Source organism: Enterovibrio sp. FF113 (genome assembly GCF_041439165.1).
Classification (GTDB): domain Bacteria; phylum Pseudomonadota; class Gammaproteobacteria; order Enterobacterales; family Vibrionaceae; genus Enterovibrio; species Enterovibrio norvegicus_A.
Map to the genome: position 1 here is coordinate 37366 of NZ_JBGONO010000013.1, position 20683 is coordinate 58048.

At 47.0% G+C, this 20683-nt stretch carries 16 protein-coding genes and 1 riboswitch; of the genes, 5 read left to right on the top strand and 11 right to left on the bottom strand.

What is annotated here, in order from left to right:
• The first annotated feature begins 142 nt into the window (after window positions 1-142).
• Both ACED36_RS11990 and ACED36_RS11995 read left to right on the top strand, forming a co-directional pair.
• Window positions 143-1519, top strand: a complete 1377-nt coding sequence (locus ACED36_RS11990; protein WP_016962050.1) for a tetratricopeptide repeat protein — start codon at window positions 143-145, stop codon at window positions 1517-1519.
• A 68-nt stretch (window positions 1520-1587) separates the two neighbouring features.
• On the top strand, window positions 1588-2229 hold the full coding sequence (locus tag ACED36_RS11995) for a DsbA family protein (protein ID WP_017004010.1): 642 nt from the start codon (window positions 1588-1590) through the stop codon (window positions 2227-2229).
• Between the two features lie 63 nt (window positions 2230-2292).
• Here the strand turns inward: ACED36_RS11995 and ACED36_RS12000 are convergent, their stop codons facing one another.
• The 10 genes from ACED36_RS12000 to torC form a co-directional block, all read right to left on the bottom strand.
• Window positions 2293-2910, bottom strand: a complete 618-nt coding sequence (locus ACED36_RS12000; RefSeq protein WP_016962052.1) for a CDP-alcohol phosphatidyltransferase family protein — start codon at window positions 2908-2910, stop codon at window positions 2293-2295.
• Window positions 2903-3601, bottom strand: coding sequence for an ATP-binding cassette domain-containing protein (locus ACED36_RS12005; RefSeq protein ID WP_017004009.1), 699 nt, complete (start codon window positions 3599-3601; stop codon window positions 2903-2905). Before ACED36_RS12005 ends, ACED36_RS12000 begins: the two co-directional genes overlap by 8 nt.
• Window positions 3564-5270 carry an ABC transporter permease gene (locus ACED36_RS12010; RefSeq protein ID WP_371733316.1) on the bottom strand — a complete coding sequence of 569 codons (1707 nt, stop codon included), beginning with the start codon at window positions 5268-5270 and terminating at the stop codon, window positions 3564-3566. The genes ACED36_RS12005 and ACED36_RS12010 overlap by 38 nt, the downstream gene beginning before the upstream one ends.
• A 40-nt stretch (window positions 5271-5310) precedes the next feature.
• Window positions 5311-6450, bottom strand: a complete 1140-nt coding sequence (locus tag ACED36_RS12015) for an ABC transporter substrate-binding protein (RefSeq protein WP_371733317.1) — start codon at window positions 6448-6450, stop codon at window positions 5311-5313.
• A 5-nt stretch (window positions 6451-6455) separates the two neighbouring features.
• On the bottom strand, window positions 6456-8633 hold the full coding sequence (gene lpdA / locus ACED36_RS12020) for a dihydrolipoyl dehydrogenase (RefSeq protein WP_371733318.1): 2178 nt from the start codon (window positions 8631-8633) through the stop codon (window positions 6456-6458).
• Window positions 8634-9885: 1252 nt separating this feature from the next.
• Window positions 9886-10479 carry a TfoX/Sxy family DNA transformation protein gene (locus ACED36_RS12025; RefSeq protein WP_016962058.1) on the bottom strand — a complete coding sequence of 198 codons (594 nt, stop codon included), beginning with the start codon at window positions 10477-10479 and terminating at the stop codon, window positions 9886-9888.
• 115 nt (window positions 10480-10594) lie between these two features.
• Window positions 10595-10689: riboswitch (cyclic di-GMP riboswitch) on the bottom strand.
• Window positions 10690-11002: 313 nt separating this feature from the next.
• Complete coding sequence (gene purR / locus ACED36_RS12030; RefSeq protein ID WP_016962059.1) at window positions 11003-12013, bottom strand: HTH-type transcriptional repressor PurR; 1011 nt, start codon at window positions 12011-12013, stop codon at window positions 11003-11005.
• A 479-nt stretch (window positions 12014-12492) separates the two neighbouring features.
• Window positions 12493-13140 carry a molecular chaperone TorD gene (gene torD / locus ACED36_RS12035; RefSeq protein WP_371733319.1) on the bottom strand — a complete coding sequence of 216 codons (648 nt, stop codon included), beginning with the start codon at window positions 13138-13140 and terminating at the stop codon, window positions 12493-12495.
• A 92-nt stretch (window positions 13141-13232) separates the two neighbouring features.
• Window positions 13233-15761: a trimethylamine-N-oxide reductase TorA gene (torA, locus tag ACED36_RS12040; RefSeq protein ID WP_371733320.1), complete on the bottom strand. Its 2529-nt coding sequence runs from the start codon at window positions 15759-15761 to the stop codon at window positions 13233-13235.
• Between the two features lie 101 nt (window positions 15762-15862).
• The gene (gene torC, locus ACED36_RS12045) at window positions 15863-17044 is read right to left on the bottom strand and encodes a pentaheme c-type cytochrome TorC (RefSeq protein WP_017004001.1); all 1182 of its coding nucleotides are present in this window, start codon (window positions 17042-17044) and stop codon (window positions 15863-15865) included.
• Between the two features lie 394 nt (window positions 17045-17438).
• Here torC and torR point away from each other — a divergent pair, with 394 nt between their 5' ends.
• Window positions 17439-18152, top strand: a complete 714-nt coding sequence (torR, locus tag ACED36_RS12050) for a two-component system response regulator TorR (protein ID WP_026023943.1) — start codon at window positions 17439-17441, stop codon at window positions 18150-18152.
• 24 nt (window positions 18153-18176) lie between these two features.
• Window positions 18177-18647 carry a DUF2947 domain-containing protein gene (locus ACED36_RS12055; RefSeq protein ID WP_016958267.1) on the top strand — a complete coding sequence of 157 codons (471 nt, stop codon included), beginning with the start codon at window positions 18177-18179 and terminating at the stop codon, window positions 18645-18647.
• Between the two features lie 199 nt (window positions 18648-18846).
• On the opposite strand, the gene ACED36_RS12060 is transcribed toward ACED36_RS12055, so the two are convergent.
• Complete coding sequence (locus ACED36_RS12060; RefSeq protein WP_016958266.1) at window positions 18847-19842, bottom strand: 2-hydroxyacid dehydrogenase; 996 nt, start codon at window positions 19840-19842, stop codon at window positions 18847-18849.
• Between the two features lie 201 nt (window positions 19843-20043).
• On the opposite strand from ACED36_RS12060, the gene ACED36_RS12065 reads away from it, so the two are divergent.
• A complete protein-coding gene (locus ACED36_RS12065; RefSeq protein WP_016958265.1) occupies window positions 20044-20445 on the top strand; it encodes a hypothetical protein in 402 nt (133 codons plus the stop codon).
• The last annotated feature ends 238 nt before the right edge of the window (window positions 20446-20683 follow it).

Consider the following 20683-nt stretch of genomic DNA (forward strand, 5'->3'; position numbering starts at 1 on the left):
GTCTTTTTTTGTGCTATTCAAAGCATGCCCTCGAAAACAATTTCTTTGCCTCCCGCCAATTTATCCTTGTTTGTTCCTTGTCTAGCCGTTGGTTACATTGATTGCGTCAGTTTGGTTATTTAAATAAATAAAAAGGATCACTATGAGTCAGGACAGCCGCGGTCTTAACTATTCAGGTTGCGACCAACAAGGAGTCGCATTATTCGAAGAAGCGTTCGCATGGATTTTAGATTATCAGCCGAATGCCATGCCTAAGATAGACGCGATATTGGAGCGCTACCCAGATTTTGTCATGGCGTGGGTTTTCAAAGGATATAGCATTGCGAGTGAAGGCCGGCATAGCGCGTTTAGCGGCATTCTCCCGATATTGGGCGAATTAAAACGGCTTTCGCGTGTTGCGAACGAGAGGGAGTTATTACATATCACCGCACTTTCACATTACCAAAAAGGACAAGTGAAAGAGGCCGTTGATGTGTGGTCTGACATTCTCAATCAGTGGCCGCTGGATTTAGTGGCGTTTAGACAGTCGACAGGCAACTTATTTTGGTTTGGAGAAGGACAGCGCTTGGTGGATACAGCGGCTAAGATCTCTCCGGCTTGGACAGAACAGACGTCAGGCTATGGCTATTTTGCAGGGGCATTTGGTTTCGCACTTGAAGAAGTGGGCCAGTATGACTTAGCTGAAAAATACGCACGAAAAGCGGTTGATCTTAATCCTTCCGATCTATGGGCCATACACGCAATGGCACATGTGTTTGAAATGAATGCTCGAACCGATGAAGGCATTGAGTGGATCACATCACGAGCGGAACAACTTCACCAACATAATGCGTTTGTAGGCCATGTTTGGTGGCACTTGGCCTTGTTTGAGCTTGAACTGGGACGGGTCGAAAACGTGCTGTCACTGTTCGATGAAAACATCTATCCCGAAGCATCAAATTTCTATCTCAGTGTGCAAAATGGCGCGTCACTTCTCAAGCGGTTGGAGTTTATTGGCGTCGATGTTGGTGATCGCTGGGAGCGCTTATACGAAGGTGTGAAAGAAGATATAGGCGATTACGTTTATCTGTTTACCGAACTGCACTCAGCGATGATCTTGGCTCGCAATGAAAAGCATGATGCCATTAAACAGTTGAATGATTCACTGAAAAGTGAGCGTCCTCTTCGATATAGCTATGAAGGTAACCTGGCCATTCAGTTGATTGCTGGCATTGAATCTTATGAAAAAGGAGAGTTTAAGCCGGCTGTTACTTCCATCAAACCGATACGTTATCGTTTGTCTGCGCTTGGGGGGAGCCATGCCCAGCAGGATATTATTGGGCAGTACCTGATTCATTCTGAACACTTACTAAAGCACCATTCTGCTGTAGCAGGACTGATGAAAGAGCGAGTATCCAAAAGAACACGTTGGGATTTGTCGACGGCTCGCTTTTTGGACAAAAACCAAGAAATAGATCGAATGTTAACGTCAGATAACAAGGAAGAAGCGTTTAAGGCATTACTTAGGAAAGTGATTTAAGGCGGACTAAGATCAAGCGCACAATCACTCAAGCACGTTAGACGAAAACAATGGATTAAGGTCAAAACATGGCAGTAACGGTTAATTTTCATAGCGACTTACTTTGCTTCTGGGGCTGGGTGGGGCAAGACTACAACGATAAGATCATGCACCTTTGGAGTCCTTCACAAGTTAACTGGGAGCACCATTGTTTGTCTTTATACGCCAACGTGCCTCAAAGAATGAGTACCATCGCGCCTGGTGATAGCGGTTATCTGAAATATGCTGAGATAACGGAAAGGGTTACCAGCCGTTTTGAAGGACTAGACGTTAATCCTGATTTGTGGCGCAAAGTTCGACCTTCCAGTTCTTTGATGCCTCATCAGGCCATCAAGGCCGTGAAGTTTGCGGCAGGAAATGATGAAGCGATTGAATTGGAGCGAGCGTTGCGCAAAGCCCTATTCCGTGATGCTAGGGATATTAGCCATTTTGGAGTATTGAAAGACATTCTGGAAGAGAACCACGTGGCAACGTCGGATGTGATGGAGTGCTTGTATAGTGGTCGAGCACTTGCCGATGTCTACGGCGATATCAAGACCGGAGAAGCAGAAAAAGTGCCGGGAAGCCCTGCCTGGGTCTTTGATCAGGGGAGATACCGATTTTTTGGCCAAGTTGATGTGGATTCACTGGCTTTTGCAATTAACTGTCTAGTGCAACGAGAGATGCGGTAGTTTGGCAGATAATTGTATTGGGCATGGCACTAACATCCCTTACCAAGCCCAATTTTCTTATTGTTAATCAGCACGCGCGTTTAGCGTGCTGTAACCCGCCCAAACTCTGGTCGCTGTTGTTACCCAACAGAGTGCACCAAACGTCCAAGCAATTTCCGCAAAATAGCTCGGGAACAGACAAAATAGAACTAAACACGCAATGGTTTCTGTGCCTTCAGTGAGCCCACCAATGTAATAAAGTGATTTGCTTTTATAAACGGGGTTTTCGATGTTTCGCTTGCTCGCCATGATGGCAAACGCCAGAAAGCTCGAACCTGTCCCCATAAACGAAAACACAAGAAAGGTGGCGGCGACGGCGTTTTGTTCAGGGTTTGCCAAGGCGAATGCAAACGGGATCATGGAATAAAACAGAAAATCGAGCGTGATATCAAGAAACCCGCCTGCATCGGTAATGCCTTGCCGACGAGCAAGTGCACCATCGAGCCCATCAAATATCCGGTTTAGTACAATAAACAAAAGCCCTAACCAATAATGCTCCATCGCAATAGCGGGGAGTGCAAGCATGCCGATCAGAAAGCCGGATACGGTCACCTGATTGGCGGTTAGGCCAATCTTGTCAGGCAGCTTGGCGGCTTGTTTGAGAGGCCAGCGAATAAGGGTAATGGCATAACGATCAAGCATGTTTTTGCTCCGGTCTAAGGACGCCAACGCGAGGGGATGATGTAGACGGTGCGTTTTCAGGCGCAACGGGCCAATTCAACAATGTGCTTTCCACGGGGACATCATCTTCATCGTGCGTCACCATCACGGCCGCGATGTTTCTGTTCTTGATTTGTTTAAACACGAAGGCGCGAAATGATTTTCGAAGCGGTTTGTCGAGTTTGCTGAAAGGCTCATCCAACAGGATCACTTTTGGGTGTGATAGTAGAGTACGCATTAGGCTGATTCTCGCGCGTTGACCGCCGGAAATCTGATCGGGCGCTTTGTAGGCAATATCTCCCAGTTCGATTTCTTCTAGCGTTGCGAGGGCGCGTTCTTTTTTCTCTGTGGCGCTCATGGTATCGGGTAAACCGAACGCCAAGTTCTGCCACACGCTAAGGTGCGGGAAAAGCAGATCATCTTGAAACAGAATACCGACGGCACGCTTTTCTGCGGGCAATGCCAAAATGCTTTTATCGTTAACACGAATATCGCCCTGACAACTGAATTCAGGCGAAAGATGACCTGCAACGGCGCTGAGTAACGTTGATTTACCGCAACCACTTGGGCCCATGATCGAGAGAATGTCGCCGTTCTCGACGTCAAACGACATGGCTTGAAGCAATGTGGATTGCTTAGATTTTATAGTCAGGTTTTGTACGGACAAACTCATGCATTGTGTCTCTTGTTTGTTCTTGCTTTGCAAGGCGACGACGAGGGTCGGCGAATCGGCTGGCAGCGAGTGCAAGGCCAAAAAATACCAGAGGTAGAAAGGCTTGGATTAAGCCATATACCGCGCTGATGCGGCGGTCTTGTCCACTGGCGAGGCTAACGGCCTCTGTGGTTAATGTGGTGATACGTCCTGCACCTAACAGTTGCGTCGGCAAATATTGGGAGAAACTGACGCTAAGACCGACGGCCCATGCTAGTAAAATGGCAGGCAGTACAATGGGTAGCTTCACTGCCCACCACGCTTTTGTGGCACTGTGACCTAAGCTTCTCGCCGTTTGTGTCAGACGTTGATCGAAAGAACGCCATGGGCCATCTAACGCTAAGTACACATACGGAAATGCAAAGAGAATATGTGCCCAAATAGTCGCGGGGACATGCCATTGCCCTGGCAACATATAAATCGCTATCTGAATACCGAACAGTATTGACAGTTGCGGGATCAGCATGGGAATGGCGATCACCAACTGCGGCACTGATTGATGGTATTTGTCTCGATACTCCAAACACCCTACTGCAAAAATCAGCGCGACGGTGGCAGAGACTAAGCCAAGGATCAGGCTGTTTGCCGCGAGTTCTAATAAGTTCGACGATTCTTGTTCCCAAAAGCGCGTGCTAAGACGTGTCGGCCAACTATCCGGAAAGCGCCAGCGCAATGCAAAAGACCACACCAACAAAATAGGGATCATCAAAAAGGGCAGTACCGCGACCAGCTTGAACAAATGTTTACCGGGAAGATGAAACATTTTGCTGCCGCTAAATTGCCAGTTTTGCCAGCCGCAAATCAATATGAACTCTAGCAGTCGATATATCGACAGTGTACCAAAGCACAATATAAACAGCGTAATCGCCCCTGCGGCTGCGCGGGGGAGTTCTAGTAGGTCAGGGTCATTGAACCACTGCCACACCAACACAGCGAACGTAGACGGTGAAGAAGGGCCAAGGATCATGGCAACATCAACCACCGACAAGCCGTAAGCCAGCACAGCGTAGATCGGGAAGCGCATTTTGGGTAGCCATTGAGGCAATACCACTTTTAGCCACGCTGCGCTTCGGTTGTAGCCTAAACTTTGCGACGCTGCGAGTAAGCGATCAACCTGCATTTGGCGTAGTACCGACAAGCTCATTAACAGCAAGAAGGGCGTCTCTTTTATCGCAAGGGCTATCACTAGCCCAATACCGTTGCTGTCTTGCACCAAGGACCATGTGTAGGGCGTTGTTTCTTGCGTAAACAGTGCGAAGAAACGAAATAACCAACCAGAAGGGGCGAAGGTGAGGGCAAAGCCAATGGCAAAAGCGACGTGGGGCATGGCAAGCAGAGGCGAGAGCCATTTTTCTATTCGGCTCCATCCTGATGTTCCCCAGCAACGCTGCAATATCAGAAAGGTAATCAGTACCGCTAACAAGGTAGCGGTTACGCCTGTAAAAAGCGTGAGTTGCAGGGCTTTTCCGCTACCCGGCCAAGCCATCATGGCATACCAGCCATCAAGATTGGGTTCGGTTAACCCTAAAACGGGAAGGTAGCTGGTGGCAGAAAGCAACACGCCACCCAGCCCCGGAATTAAGGGTAAACAACACACTGTCAGCGTCATCAGATACAGCAGACGTAACATGTCTACCCCTTACCAATTGATAATGTTTGGTACATTATCGTTACTGGCCGTAACGCTCAAGCCATGCTTTTTCTAGCGCGACTTGCCAGCTTGGGTGCGGTTCAGGCTGAGACTTGAACAGTGGCTTGCTGCCAACGCTGGTTAGCGAAACAACCGCTGGATCGCCCCAGATGTCACTGTTCGCTTTGCGAGACTGTGCTTCTTCACTCATCAAGAAGTTAATCGCAACCAGTGCGCCTTCTTTGGCATTGGCATTCCATGGAATACCCATAAAGTGAATGTTCGACAGTGCGCCGCTATCAAAGGCAAAGGTTTTTGCTGATGGCGCGAGGGTACCGTTTTTAACCGCCGTCTCTGCCGCGTTCGGGTTGAAGGTAATGGCTAACAGTAATTCACCATCATCAAGCAATTGCATGGTTTCTGTGCTGCCAGCAGGGAATTGTTTGCCATTTCTCCACGCAACCGCATGTAACTCATCCAAATACGCCCAAAGTGGCGCTGTGACGGTCCTAAACTGGGCTTCATCAACCGGTTGATAAAGCGGTGTAGTGTCAGTGGCTAACTCAAGCAGCGCGGCTTTTAAAAAGCTTGTACCGTGGAATTGCGGTGGCTTCGGGTAGGAGACTTTGCCAGGGTTAGCTTTCGCCAAACTGAGCATTTCCACAAATGATGTTGGTGGGTTCGCCAGTGTTTTCTCATCATGAATAAACACTAATTGACCCACACCCCATGGTGCTTCAAGGCCTTCTGTGGGTTCTGTGAAGTCTTCTTTTACAGGAAGCGATTTATCGACAATTCGCCAATTAGGAAGCTGCTCTGTAAACGGTCCAAACAACAGACCGTTTGCTTTCATAGATTTGAAGTTCTCACCGTTGAGCCAAACCATATCGACACTGCCGCCTTCGGTTTTACCTGCGGCTTTTTCTGCGACTAAGCGATTGACGGTTTCTGCTATGTCGGACACTTTAACATGTTGAATAGTGACACCGTAACGGCTTTCAAGCTCTTCATTTGCCCAGCGCAGGTAGGCATTGATTTCTTGGCTGCCACCCCAAGCATTAAAGTAAACCGTTTGCCCCATGGCATCTTTCTCAATCTGTTCCCAGTTAGACGGGTCAGCAGCCATGCTGACCGAACTAAAAGCGAGCGCACATGCAGTGACGATTGATGTAAAGTTCATTGTGCTTAATCTTCCTTTTTGATTGGTTGTGAGCCATTGTTTTTTGACTCATTACGCATCCAAGCGTGAAATTTCTCTACCCAAACAAGCAAACCCTGCGGCGCATTGTTTTGCTTCCAAACACCTGCCGTGTATTTCGTCGCTTCACTCATGGTTGGATAGGGGTGAACCGTACCAAGAATTTTATTCAAACCGAGGCCATGTCGCATCGCAAGGGTAAATTCTGCGAGCAAGTCCCCAGCATGTGAGCCGACAATGGTCGCGCCGAGAATCTTGTCTTTGCCTTTGGGGGTGATGACCTTAATAAAACCATGGTCTTCACCATCAGCAATGGCGCGATCCAAATCGTCAATGCCGTAGTGGGCAATCTCGTAGTCAATCCCTTGGGCAATGGCTTCTTTTTCATTAATACCAACACGTGCCACTTCGGGGGCGGTGTAGGTGGCGGCTGGCATGACAGAGTAATCGGCCTTAAATTTCTTAAAGTCACCGAACAGAGCATTCACTGCGGCATACCATGCTTGGTGACCCGCAGCGTGAGTCAGCTGGAATGGGCCTGCAACATCACCCACCGCAAAAATGTTGGGGTAATTGGTTTGCAGATAATCATTCACCTTGACGGTACCGCGCTCGGTAAGTTCAACACCGATGTCTTCAAGGCCAAAGCCTTTGGTATTTGCAACGCGACCAAGAGCGAGCATAACATGATCAAATTCAACGACGACTTCTTCTCCGTTCTTATCAAGATAAGCACGTTGCGTGTCGCCATCTTTCTCAAAGCGGGTCGCTTTGTGCCCAAGAAGAATATTTACACCATCTTCCGTTAGACCTTTAACGACTAACGCTGCGGCGTCCGCGTCTTCACGAATAAGCAGTTGGTCAGCCATTTCTACCAAGGTGACGTTCGAACCGAAGCGAGAGAAGCTTTGTGCCAGCTCCGCACCGATAGGTCCACCGCCGAGTACCAAGAGTTTCTTAGGCAGTTCTTGTAGCTCCCACACGTTATCAGAGGTCAAATAGTTCACCTCTTGTAAGCCTGGGATGCCCGGAACGAGAGGGCGAGCCCCCGTTGCGATAACAATGTTTCTTGTGGTCAAGCGTTCTCCGTTTACCTCTACTTCCCACGGAGAGAGGATTTTCGCTTCACCTTGAATACACTCCACACCAAGCTTTGAATAACGCTCTACGGAGTCATGAGGCTCGATATCAGCGATCACTTGATGTACTCGACCCATCACTTGTTTGAAATCGACCGTCGGCTCACCCGCATTCACCCCAAACTCTTTGGCGCGGTTGATTTCGTGCACAGAGTGTCCCGCGCGGATCAGGGCTTTGGATGGGACACAACCCGTGTTTAAACAGTCGCCGCCCATTTTGTGTTTTTCAATCAAGGTGACTTTGGCTTTCACTGCCGCGCCGATATAGGTCGTGACCAAACCGCCAGCACCCGCGCCAATGGCAATCAGGTTGCGGTCAAAGGTGACGGGCTTTTGCCATTTCGCGTACACACGGCGTTTTTGGATAAAGTTCATAATGACCTTTGCAATAATTGGGAATAAACCGAGCAGCACTAACGACAGCAACACACCGGGAGACACAATGCCGCTCAATGAATCAATTTGTGCCAATTGCGTACCGGCGTTGATGTAAACCGCTGTACCCGGCAACATGCCGATTTGGCTCACAACGTAAAACGTTAGCGTGCGGATTGGCGTTAAGCCCATCAGCAGGTTGATAATGAAAAACGGAAAGACAGGAATTAAACGAAGTGTCAGCAAGTAGAAAGGACCATCATTTTTGATGCCTTCGTTAATGGTCGAAAGCTTGTTGCCAAACTTGTTTTGAATAGAGTCTTTCAATAAGAAACGGCTTACCAAAAACGCGAGTGTTGCGCCAATCGAGCTGGCGAAAGAAACCAGCAGTAATGCCCACCAAAACCCAAACAAAGCCGCACCGAGTAGTGTTGCGATTGCGGCACCGGGAAGAGAAAGGGCAGTCATGGTGATATACACCAGGAAGTAAACCAAACTGGCTGTGAGGAAATTCTGTGAAATGGAGTCTTTCAATGCTTCATGCTGAGCTTTGGCATTGTCGAGTGTAAAAAGTGCACCCAGATCAAAAGCAAACCAAGTTACAAATATGGCGGCAATGACAAAGATAATGCTCAACTTCTGTTTGTTCATTTGAAATCCTTTCGTAATAACGTTGTTCAACACCGTCAGGAATGTTCGTACTCTGTGAAATTAGTCACTGTGTTAACTATGGCAAAAGTTTAAAACTGGATTAAGAAAAAACGTATTATCTCAATGAATTAATACAATTATTTACCGACTCTGTGACCCGACAAGCTTCTTGCGAAAATCGACAACACGTGACACACAAGTGTCCGGCCGTTCCGTAATTTTGCTTGGTGATAAAGACCTGAGGGCAGAGAAATTAATTACATGCTTCATCAAATTTTTCGATGCTAAGGGCATTTTTAGGTTGCTCGGCCAGAAGGGAGTGTACGGTAATTTGATGAATATTAATGATTTAACTTTAGGAATGGGTATGACGATAACGAATGCATGTTGGTGGAATTTTCGAGTTGTAGCGGTGATTTATTGTTGATTTAAAGAATGGCCGTCACGACAGTCTGAAAGGCGCAGTCGTAGGCGTGGAGAAACCACAAACTAGAGGCAGTACTTAGAATACTGAACAATAAGCAAAGACAAAGGAACAATGGCTAGGGTAGTTGCACCACCGATATGGTAGTTCCTGTGCCAATATCGCTGCGCGAAACTGTTCATTTTTAAACCCCATATAACAACGGTCGCGTTAATGCCAAAGAAGACAATGACCAAGATCGTTAAAAATGAAGGGGCAAACATACCCTGTTCAAGGGCTGCATAAAACGAGATCGGCAATAAGAAGCAAAAAAATACTGCCCACTTGAATCGTCTAGGCCATTTGCGAAAATGGTCTCGAAATATTCTGTCTATTTGATCGGGAAACGGCTTGCTGTAATGCATCTCATTGTTGCCATTCATCTATCTTGTCTTTTTGGCTTAGTTCAAATTTCGAACAATTGATAATCAACTGAGTGCATTTGTTGTCATCACTGTGACATATGTCACATTAATGGTGTTTTTGAGGTTTTTTGGCGGTTTAATACAGATCTGAAGAAATTTGAGTATTTTTGACTGAAAACATAGCTTGTCCCGCAGCCAATAAGCAATGGAACATGATGTTATTTTCGGTTTAGTGAACCTTATTGTCGTAAAAATGCAGTAGGAAGTGTCATGTTTTGACTGTGAATACAGTATGGAGTGCGATTAGGTTGGCGTTGATAGGGTACTGGTGACAATTAAAACTGAGAAAATGGATATCTAGACCAGTCAGAACAATCTCAAAAAAGAGTGTTGTACTGACTGGATGAAAGCTGGGTTTGAGGCGTTACTGGTGCAAGGTTTGCAAAAGTTCGTCACGGCGTTGAGGCGTAATCACTGACCAGTGTTTACCTTCTATCGCGCCTTCCAGTGCCCAAAGTAGTTCAAGGCTAAGCGTATCTTGGTGTGATTTCTGCAAAGCTCGATAAGCTTTCACGGCGCCCTGTGTTTGCAACTGTTCGACAGAATCGATACCTGCTTTTTTTAGCATTCGCTCTGTGGCGAGTCGCAAGTTTGGCAGATCTTTGATACGCGTTGGCGCCGCCGTCTTTTTTTCTTGCTGATCGTCTCTGGCAATGGTGAGTGCTGTCGTGGCATAGGCCATTAACTCGTCAGATTTTACCCACCAATTTTCAGGCACAGCATAGTATTTAGTCACAACAGGGAAGCCGCGTTTTTTGTAGACGTAAGGGCTCATCGCCAGATGTTTGAATTCAGCTTCATTCGTTTGACCAGCACGAAGGTGAAGCTGATCATTAACAACCAGTGCGAACATTGTCTCATCGCAAAATACACCAAACCCACCAAACATAGAGCGGGATTTGATTTTGCCAAGACATTCGAAGAACTTCAGTGTGTTTTTTAGCGTTGGTTTATCCATGTGACTAATTCTCAATCAATACGTTCCTGGATGAATGGTCAAGGAGCAACGTAGCAAAGCTAATTCAGAGAATTGTCAACGAACCAGAAATATCCGGTATGTGAATGCTAACGTCATCGGTAGCTCCGCTACCACCAACACATAAAATCAGTGTTGTGAGGCCGGAAGCTTTGCGTCCCACGCTTTCGCGATGGTTTGCCTTTTTCTTGACGGGTTTTAGCTTAACTGAATCGCATCATTTTGTCGTTATTGCTGGTCTCATAAAGTGTGATCTTGGTTCAGATAGAATCTTATTGATGTGATTGATAATATCCGGTTGTCTTTGTAATTGAAGTATTTTTGACCAAGATGACTACTTTATATCTGGGTTTAAGGGTAGCACTAGAAAACTAGGCAATTTACCCTTTAAGAGGTGAGTCGCAATAATGAGGTTGAGTCAGTCGGAAAACTTGCCAGTTAATAAAAAAGCCCAACCAAAAAAAAGTGGTCGGGCTTTTAGAGAAGTACCGCGAGAGCGTGTATTTTACTCGGCGTTAAGATTTTTCACCGAACTGCGAATGATGAGCTCTGGTTGCATAACAAAAATCTGCTGTTCGTTCTCTTTATTGGCGAGACGTTCCAATAATAGTTTGATTGCAGTTTTACCCAGTCGATTTTTCGGCTGATGAATTGTCGTCAACGGTGGTGAGAAAAATGCGGCTAGATCAATGTTATCGTAGCCAATAACAGAAATGTCGTTAGGAATGTCTAACCCGGCCTGACGGAAGGTACTGATTGCAGCCAGTGCCATGATGTCATTAAAGCAAAAAACAGCCGTTGGGCGGTCTTCTTGGGCCAATAATGCTTTTGCCGCTTCAACTGCGGAGTCACACTCAAAATCGGCTTCTACAATCCAGTTCGGATTTTCTTCAATGCCAGCTTCTGCCAACGCAGTTCTAAAGCCTGCCAAGCGCGTCTGACAGGTGAGTTTATCTAACTGACCTGAAATACAGCCGATTTTGGTATGGCCGTTGTCTACAAAGTACTTGGTCGCGATATAGCCACCGAGTTCGGCATTATCTTGAATGCAGTCGGTGTTGACATGTTGCGTGCCCCAATCCATCACAACCATCGGCAGATCTTTCTTTTTCTCTAATAGAATAAGAAGTTCTTCATTCAAGTCAGAGCACATCACCAACAGGCCATCTACGCGTTTTTCTGCCAACATGCGCAGGTAGTCGCGTTGCTTCGCTAAGTTACCTTCGGTGTTACACAAGATAAGCGTGTAGCCTTCTTTGTAGCAGTATTCTTCTACCCCATGTACAACTTCCGCAAAGAACGGATTGGTAGATTTGGTGACCAGCATGCCAATCGTGCGCGTTGAGTTACATTTCAAGCTGCGCGCAACTGCACTCGGTGCATAGTTTAAGTCGTCGACTGCGGCCCATACTTTCTTGGTTGTGTTTTCTGCGACAAAGCGTGTTTTATTGATCACGTGTGAAACGGTTGTCGTAGATACACCAGCCATGCGTGCGACATCTTTAATTGTTGCCATTGGGTAATCTTCTTATCGTTTTCATTAGCAGCTTGAGAAATAGAGGCTGCTCAACATGTTTACGCCGCTATGCTAAGCGGCGTAATGGATTCGTTCTTTCTATAGGCGGAGAGACGGACTCTCATCCCCTTGTCGTCGAGGTTTCATCGACACTGCCAGCAACTTGCTTTCCATCAAGTGTGGGAGAAGGGGGGAACGCTGCGGCGGCACTATGACGAGGCGTTTGTAATGTTACAGAAATTTCTCAATGCCAATCGCTTGCGTTCACAGTTTACTGGCTCATGACCGCGCCCGCAATTATTCAATTGAAGCGACTCGCGTAAGCTTGATGCGTATCAAGCTTGCGAAATAGCGGGTTTTTTCTGTTTTCCAAGCTCAAAAAAAGAAAAAACCGGGCTTGCCCGGCTTCATTTATCATAACCAAACACTTCAAGATGCTTGTTTAGCGAGAATTTGTTTGGGTATAGATAGGCACCTTTTTATTCGCCTTTAAGGAACAAAAGATCCAGTGTGATAAATGCAGTGAGCAATGCACCCGCGGCTTTATAAAAACCGAATTGATCAAACTGGTTTAGCGATTTTTGGAAACTACCTAGCCACGGCATGACCATGGTTTCCAAAAATACTTGCTGTTCTTGCATCATGGATTCTTGTTGGTCTTCTTCGGTTTCTTTGTTGGCAAGAATGACCAAGTTCCCTATGAAATCAAGCACAACCGCAAGATGGTCAAACGGTTCATTGAAATCTTTACGTTGAGCAATGCCGTACTTTTCCATCCATTGACCCATCTCTTGCGCGGGCTTATCGTTCAACAGACCGGTTTCACCAATATAAATAGACGCATAAGGCAATGCGCCTGTTTTTGGTGTACTGAGGAATAAACCACAGAAATCAGCGGCTAGCTCGAGTTGTGCATCTTCGCGGAGCTTTAGCGCGGCAAGCGCGTTGCGAAATTCAACGATCGGTGCTTTCAATTCCTCGGTCATGGCTAACGCGGAAAAATAGTTATCCATGTTGCTGCCGTGGTAATTATTCAAATCATCTTGCGTTAATTCACTGGCGAAAAGGGAAGACATCCACCAGTAAAATTCTGCACGTTGTTCGTTAATGGCAATAAATTCTTGCATTGTCATTCCGTTAGTTGAAAAAAAGCACTTTAAGTCTATCTAACATAGAGCAAAAAAGGGCAGCTAAGCTGCCCTTTTCTTCATACTGTCTCTTATGCGATATCCATCGCCGGGAACAGTGGGTTAACGCCGTCAACGTTGATTGGGCCGCTGAAGCCAGTAACAGCAGGTATGTTACCTGTGTGCTTCTCAATCTCAACCAGTGCTGTATGCGCAGAGGTTGCTTGCGCTAACTTAGAGGTGCCGATGTCTACAGTCAGTACGTTTGGATCGCCGTAAGTACAAAGTGTACCCGGCTTGCCGCCTTCAAGTGGCGCATACCAAGCACCTTCTTCAATACGACATACGCCAGCTTTATAGTCGTCAGTCACGACTGCGCCCGCAAGGACCTGACCACGTTCGTTGAATACACGAACCACATCACCAGAAACAATGCCACGTGCTTTTGCGTCAGCAGAGTTGATGTAGCAAGGCTCACGACCCGCGACTGCGTAAGTGTCACGGAACGCGTCTGACGAACACAATTGCGAGTGCAGACGGTAGTTAGGGTGACAGCTTTGCATGTGCAGCGGGTAGCTCTTTGACTTAGGACCGCCATGGCTACGCTCAACTTTTTCGAACCACATAGGGTGACCCTGACAGTCGTCGTAACCCATGTCTGCGATTGTCTTACAGTAGATTTCGATCAGACCTGATGCTGTGCCCAGTGGCTCAAGATCAGGTTCATTACGGAATGCTTGGTGACGAACCCACTCGGTACCTTGAGGGAAGGCAATAAATTGTTCTTCTTCCCAGAATTTAACGAAGTTAGGCATGCGAACGCCAATACCACGGCCTTGCAGACGTGCACCGTTATAGATCTCTTCGATCCATTCCATTTTGGTTTTGCCGCCAGTGAACGCTTCTTCGCGATCAAAACGGGTGCACAGCTCGCGGAAGATATCGAAATCGTCTTTCGCTTCAAACATTGGCTCTACGATTTGTTTCATCGCAATAATGCCTTTGTTCGAGTGGTTACCGAATGACTCGATGTCGTTACGTTCGTAAGTTGTCGTTGCAGGCAGAACGATATCAGCAAAACGGCAGCTCGCAGTCCACTGATGGTCAATAGACACGTAGGTTTCCAAGTTACGCCATGCCTTGATCATTCGGTTACGATCTTGGTGCTGGTGGAACAGGTTACTACCACAAGAAATGGCCATCTTGATGTGCGGGAATTTGACTTTTTGACCATTGAAATCAATGGTATCGCCTGGGTTTTCAAGGCAGTCAACAATGCGCGCAATCGGGATGAAACTTGAGTAACCGTTGTAGCTACCGTTGTGGATAGGTTCAACGCCTGTTACTGAGTTGAAGCCAGACATTAGCGGGCCAGCTGAAGTCACGGTACCTGCATCGTTATAGTGCCAGCCGAAACCGAAACCACCACCAGGTAGACCAATTTGTCCCAGCATTGCCGACACAACGACGATCATCCATGCATATTGCTCACCGTGCTGCATGCGCTGCAAACACCAACCCGCCATGATCTGTGTACGACCACTTGCCATGATGCGCGCGAGTTCGCGGATTTCATCAGCTTGAATGCCACAGATTTTCTCTGCCCATTCTGGGGTTTTCGCCACGCCGTCTTTCTCACCCAATAGGTAAGGCAGGAACTTGTCGAAACCTGTGGTGTAGTCAGCCAAGAACTGCTCATCGTGCAGCTTCTCGGTATACAGGGTGTGCGCTATTGCTAACATCAGAGGCACGTCAGTTTGTGGGTTAACCGCAATCTGCTTGCCACCGAAGTATTTGTATGAAGAGGTTTTCACAGGGTCAACGTGGATAACGTTGATTTCGCCTGCTTTCACTTTTTCAGCCAGTTGCTGGTAGTAACCGTAAACGCTGTGGTCTGGGATCTGCCAGCCAACTTGCAGGTTCTTAACCGGGTCATTGCCCCAGATCACGATAGTTTTCGCGTTTTCCAGAACGACAGGCCACGATGTTTGCTGCTCGTAAACTTCCATTGCGCCAGCAACGTAAGGTAGAACAACTTGCGCCGAACCCGTTGAGTAGTCACCCATTTTCGCTAAGAAGGTGCCATGCAGGCCAATACCACGGTGCATCATGGTGCCCGCAACGTTCAGTTTACCGACTGATTGCCAGCCAGTATTACCCGCGTACAGTGCGCTAGGGCCATAGGTGTTCTGAACACGCTCAAGCTCATGATGGAAGAAATCAAGAGCCTGAGACCATGGCACACGGACGAAACGGTTGTCACCGCGTTGTGTCGTGTCTGATTTCCAGCCGTGCTTCAGCCAATCGATGCGTACCATTGGGTACTTCACGCGAGAAGGGTTGTAGACCACTTCGCGAACCGCGTTAAGCATTGCGGTTGGGTGTGGGTCGTGCTCAAACGGTACGGTGTCAATCCAGATGCCGTTTTCTACTTTGGCGCGGAATGCACCCCAGTGAGAACCGTGTATCACGTCGCCAGTGAACGTGGTTTTTACGTCAGTTGCGGCCATTGCTGAACGCGGTGCTAATAGGCTACCGCCGATAACAGCACCCGCACTGGCGGTTAACATGCCAGAGAGAAAACGACGGCGGGTAATGCCTTGTAGTTTTTCAGTCGCCATGTAGGAATCCTTATTCTTTAAAAGTTGGTTGGACAGGTGTCAAAACACCTGTCCATTATTTGTTCTTGATTACGGACTTGTTCGCGGACAGTCCTTACCGATTAGTGCGCGCCAGCACCGCCGGTGTCGCTACCGTGGTTCTGCAGATATTTCAGCAGAGTACGCTCTTCGGTTTTGCTCAAGCGGTAATACGCGCTCATCGCTTTCAGGCTCGAAATCCAGCCATTCGCTGTGAAGTGGCCTGGTGCTGGTGCTGCGTGGCAAGAGTTACAAGAAGAGGAGTACATTTCAGATGCATAGTCCCAAACAGGATCAATGCTCTCTAACATGCCGTCTTTGGTGATGTAGGCATTCACCGCAACTTGCTTCCAAGCAATATTGGTTGCTGCATCAACTTCTTCTGAAATCACGGTTTCAGTCGTTTTCACGTCACCACGAATGGTCGCTTTGAATACACGTTTACCCATGTACTCGGTCATGACGCGGCCTTTACCGTTGGTTTCGATCCAACCTTGAATGCGCACTTTCAGCATGTCGCCTTCTTCGCCAACGACATCAACTTCAGAAGCAGGCAGCAGTTGACCTTCCACTTTGCCATTGGCATCGGCGGTGGCGAACAGGCTCTTCTCTTCCAGCGAGTAAAGCTTCGTCGCACCAGCAGGGGCAATAGCAGAGGCTGCAAGTGTTTCGAATGTCTTACGGAAACCGCCTGCCATGTTTGGCAGTTCATGGGCAATACCCTTGTGACACTCAACACACGCCATGTTTTCTTTTGCAGCAGGGATCATCTCTTGCATCGCTTTAACCGATTGCTTGCTGTGATCCATTGCGTCGTAAGAGTGACAAGTCGTACAGGTTTTGTAGTTCTCGTCTGCCATGCGATCCCAGACTTTCTGGGCAAGTTCGAGGCGATGCTCTTCAAACTGTTCAGGGGTATCGATTTTGCCAGTGATAAAGTGGTGATATAGGTCTGTCACTGCGCCCATTTTACGCATGACTTTGCCGGCGAAATCTTTTGGCTGGTGGCAGTCAACACACTCAGCGCGAATACCTTTCGCATTGCTGAAATGGACAGATTGTTTATATTCTTCGTAGTTCTGCTGCATGGTGTGACATGACGTACAAAATTCCGTGGTAGAGAACACCTCAAAGGTTTTGTTCATCGTGACCACACCTGCGACCGCAATGACGGCACCGACCAGAACCAGCGCAATGATTGGATACTTGCGACTCGGCTTCATCAGCTTTTGCAATAGCTTTTTCATAAAAATGGATACACCCATAATGTTCTTGTAGTTAGTGATGGGCCATTCCCTGAAACGTGTTCGGAAACCCAGCCTGCGCACTTTATCTACGTGTTTTGATGCGTTATTTCGAGTGGCGCATAGTAACGATTGGATGTGAATATGGTTACGCACCAAAATGAACGGGTTTATTCGTATTATGAAAGGATGTGAACAGGCGGCTGAAAAGTGTAGTGATGCGAGTGTTATGTGCTTCTAAATCCGCTAAATATGCAGAATATGGTGGGTAACTCGCAAAAAATTAATCACCGACTGTTAATCCTGTGCTGATTGCGATCTAAAAAATATGCAACAACCATGAGATAAATCAATTTTAGGGTTACCTTTGCTGGTACAGTGCCGGCCTTCATGACGATTTGTGAACAGGGCTGCATTGAGTTATCACATACTGGTCGTAGATGACGAAGTGGTTACCCGCACTATGGTGGGCGGATACTTCGAAAAACAAGGATATAGTGTCAGTCAGGCCGCTGACGGCAAGGAAATGCATAAGATTATGAATGAACGGCACGTTGACCTTGTCCTTTTGGACATCAACTTGCCGGGTGAAGACGGATTGATGTTAACGCGAGATCTTCGTAGTAAATCCGATGTGGGCATTATTTTGATCACTGCGCGCACCGATAGCATCGATCGTATCGTCGGCCTAGAAATGGGCGCGGATGACTACTGCACCAAACCGTTAGAGCTCAGAGAGCTATTGGTACGGGTGAGGAATTTGCTTTGGCGTATATCTCGCAGCAATACTGCAATGCTTGTCGAGAGTTTGCCGCCAGAAAATGATAAAATCGTTAACTTCAGCGGTTGGACCTTCGACATTGAACGCCGTGCTCTCAGCAGAGAAGACGATACGGTCAAGTTAACCAAGGCCGAATATGAAATGCTGGTGGCGTTTACTGCTAACCCAAATCGGGTATTGAGCCGCGAGCGTATTTTGAACCTTATTAGCCATCGCGTTGATGCGCCGAACGACAGAACCGTTGATGTGCTGGTTCGGCGTCTAAGAAACAAAATAGAAGCAGAACCCAAGAAACCACAGTTGTTTATTACTGTGCATGGTGAAGGTTACATGTTCGCAGGGCGATAAACGTCTCTGCGATCCGAGAGAGCTATGAATTACATTCCCTTTGAAGAATACAAACGTAAGTGGATTTTCACTCATCAGTCGATGCCTGTTGCGGAAGAAGACTACGCGGAAATTAAACCGATGACGGAAGCGCGTGGCGCGCAACTGTGGCGAGATTTCGTGAGCACCGAGAGCCCAACCCCCGATCATTTTGGCAAAGGCGATTGGGCGGCGACACAAAGTGTGTGGGAAAGCAGCGTGAACTGGCAGGCACCATGGGAAGATGAAGCGGAACTCCCTGAAGAGTTTCTTGCGCATTTCCCTTGGGAAGACAATGTGGTGGTTTATTTTTGCTATGAAAAAAATAACGTCATCGAAACGCGCTGGAGTGTGTTTAAGAAATATTGGAAGAACTTCCTGTTCTACGATGACAAACCCTTGTTGATTGGACGTAAGAATAAACAAGTGGCGATGTTTGAACAAAATGGCATTGTGAAACTTGGTAACAGACCTTAGTTGCTAGTCAGCTTTTCCCATTTACACATTGTCTATGTCGACTGTTGTTACTGTGACAGAAAACACAGGTGAATGTAGATGAATAGCGGTGCTTAGAAGTGCATAGCGCTAAACAGAAAAAAGCAGAAGCAACGAGGCTTCTGCTTTTTTTGTGCTTAGCATCTTGGTGAGCGACAAATAGAGTGGTCAGGGAAGCGGTTTAAAGCGTAATAATTTCATTCCCAGATAGTTCGCCGCGCTCGAAATACGCCAAGTTCGACAACGTGGTTTCTGCAATATTACCCAAGGCCTCTTCCGTTAAAAAAGCTTGATGTCCCGTAAAAAGCACATTGTGGCAGGCAGAGAGACGCCGAAAGATATCATCCTGAATCACGTCATTCGACTTGTCTTCAAAAAACAGATCCTGTTCATTTTCGTACACATCTATGCCTAGAAAACCAATTCTTCGGCTTTTCAATGCGTCAATGGCGTCTTTAGAGTTCAATAACCCCCCGCGGCTTGTGTTAATGATCATCACACCATCGCGCATTCTTTCAAACGCGGCCTGGTCAAGCATGTGATAGTTTTCATCGGTTAACGGGCAGTGCAAGGTAATCACATCTGCTGCGTTATAGAGTTCATCCAATGACACGTATTCTGCACCCAGAGCGATAGCTTTTGGGTTTTCAAAGGGATCATGAACCAAGAGTTTCATGCCCAGTCCTCTGAGAATGCGCAATGTCGCTATGCCGATTTTTCCTGTGCCTATTACGCCAACGGTACGGTTGTGAAAGTTGAAGCCAGTGAGCCCTTCAAGGTTAAAGTTAGCATCACGTGTGCGTTGATAGGCGCGATGAATATGCCGATTAAGGCTTAACATCAGCCCCACCGTATGCTCGGCGATAGATTCTGGGGAATACGCGGGTACACGGACAACTTGTAAGCCGAGCGCTTTAGCTGCTGTAAGGTCGACTTTATCAAAACCTGCACACCGCATCGCAATCACTTTCACGCCATGTTTAACCAGTTCCTCCAATATCTCCGCGTTTAAGTCGTCGTTGACGAATGCGCAAATGGCCTCAAACCCCGCGAGAAGTTGTGCTGTTTGAGTGGTCAACCTGAAATCAAAATAACTGATCTCGTGATGGAAGTTTTCGTTCCATGTGTCGAAAGACTGCTTGTCGTAAGATTTGGTGCTAAAAACGGCCACCCTCATGGTTGGACTCTCTCTTTGCTATTGTGATGTGCTATTTAAAAACCATGGCTGACTCGCGACATTCGTTCAATGCCCGATAATGGGATTTCACTCAATTAGTGCCCAGTTTGTCTTTCACATTTAAATTGCCTTTTGGCGTGAAACTTGCAATTGTTTTTGACATTGCCACAGGCTAAAAACGAATAAGAAAAGGGACTTAGCATGAAGAGGGTACTTGGGGTCGTAACGATATTGTTGGTGTTGAGTGGTTGCTCTTACGTGCCAACATATGGCGTGCACGGAAAGTTGTTATCGACAGAGCAACAAATTGTTGACTGCCAATACGAAACGGCACTCGATACGTTGCAGCGATTTACCGTGGTGGGCAGTTCGAAAGAAAAAGCGCGGGCATTTGAGTTCATGGGTGTGGTGTATCAAGAAAAAATGGATTTAGAAGCTTTCAACCATACTGTCGACCGTTATTTGTTTAACTCGGTAGGGCGTGGCGAGGATCGTGCTGTTGTTATTCAAAACTGGAATGAAACGCGACGATATATTCGTGAAAAGCGCGTTTATGTACTTGGGCAAGCCGAATGCGCGACCAATTTTGTGACATCGGGCTGATACCAAGATCTCATTTATCTGTGATCTTGTTTCCACCCTTTAATGTGGATCGCATTTTTAATGCATCTCACTAATAGATAAAGGAACTTTATTAATTACCTCACAGTTTTCTTATTCATCAAGTACTAAATTAGTCCTGCGTTCAAAATCAGTCAGTAATGCTGGCCGCCACTTATAGACTGATTTTCAACCACAACGACTTTCATTTCTTTCTGGTTTGGTTGTATAAACTGAAGGA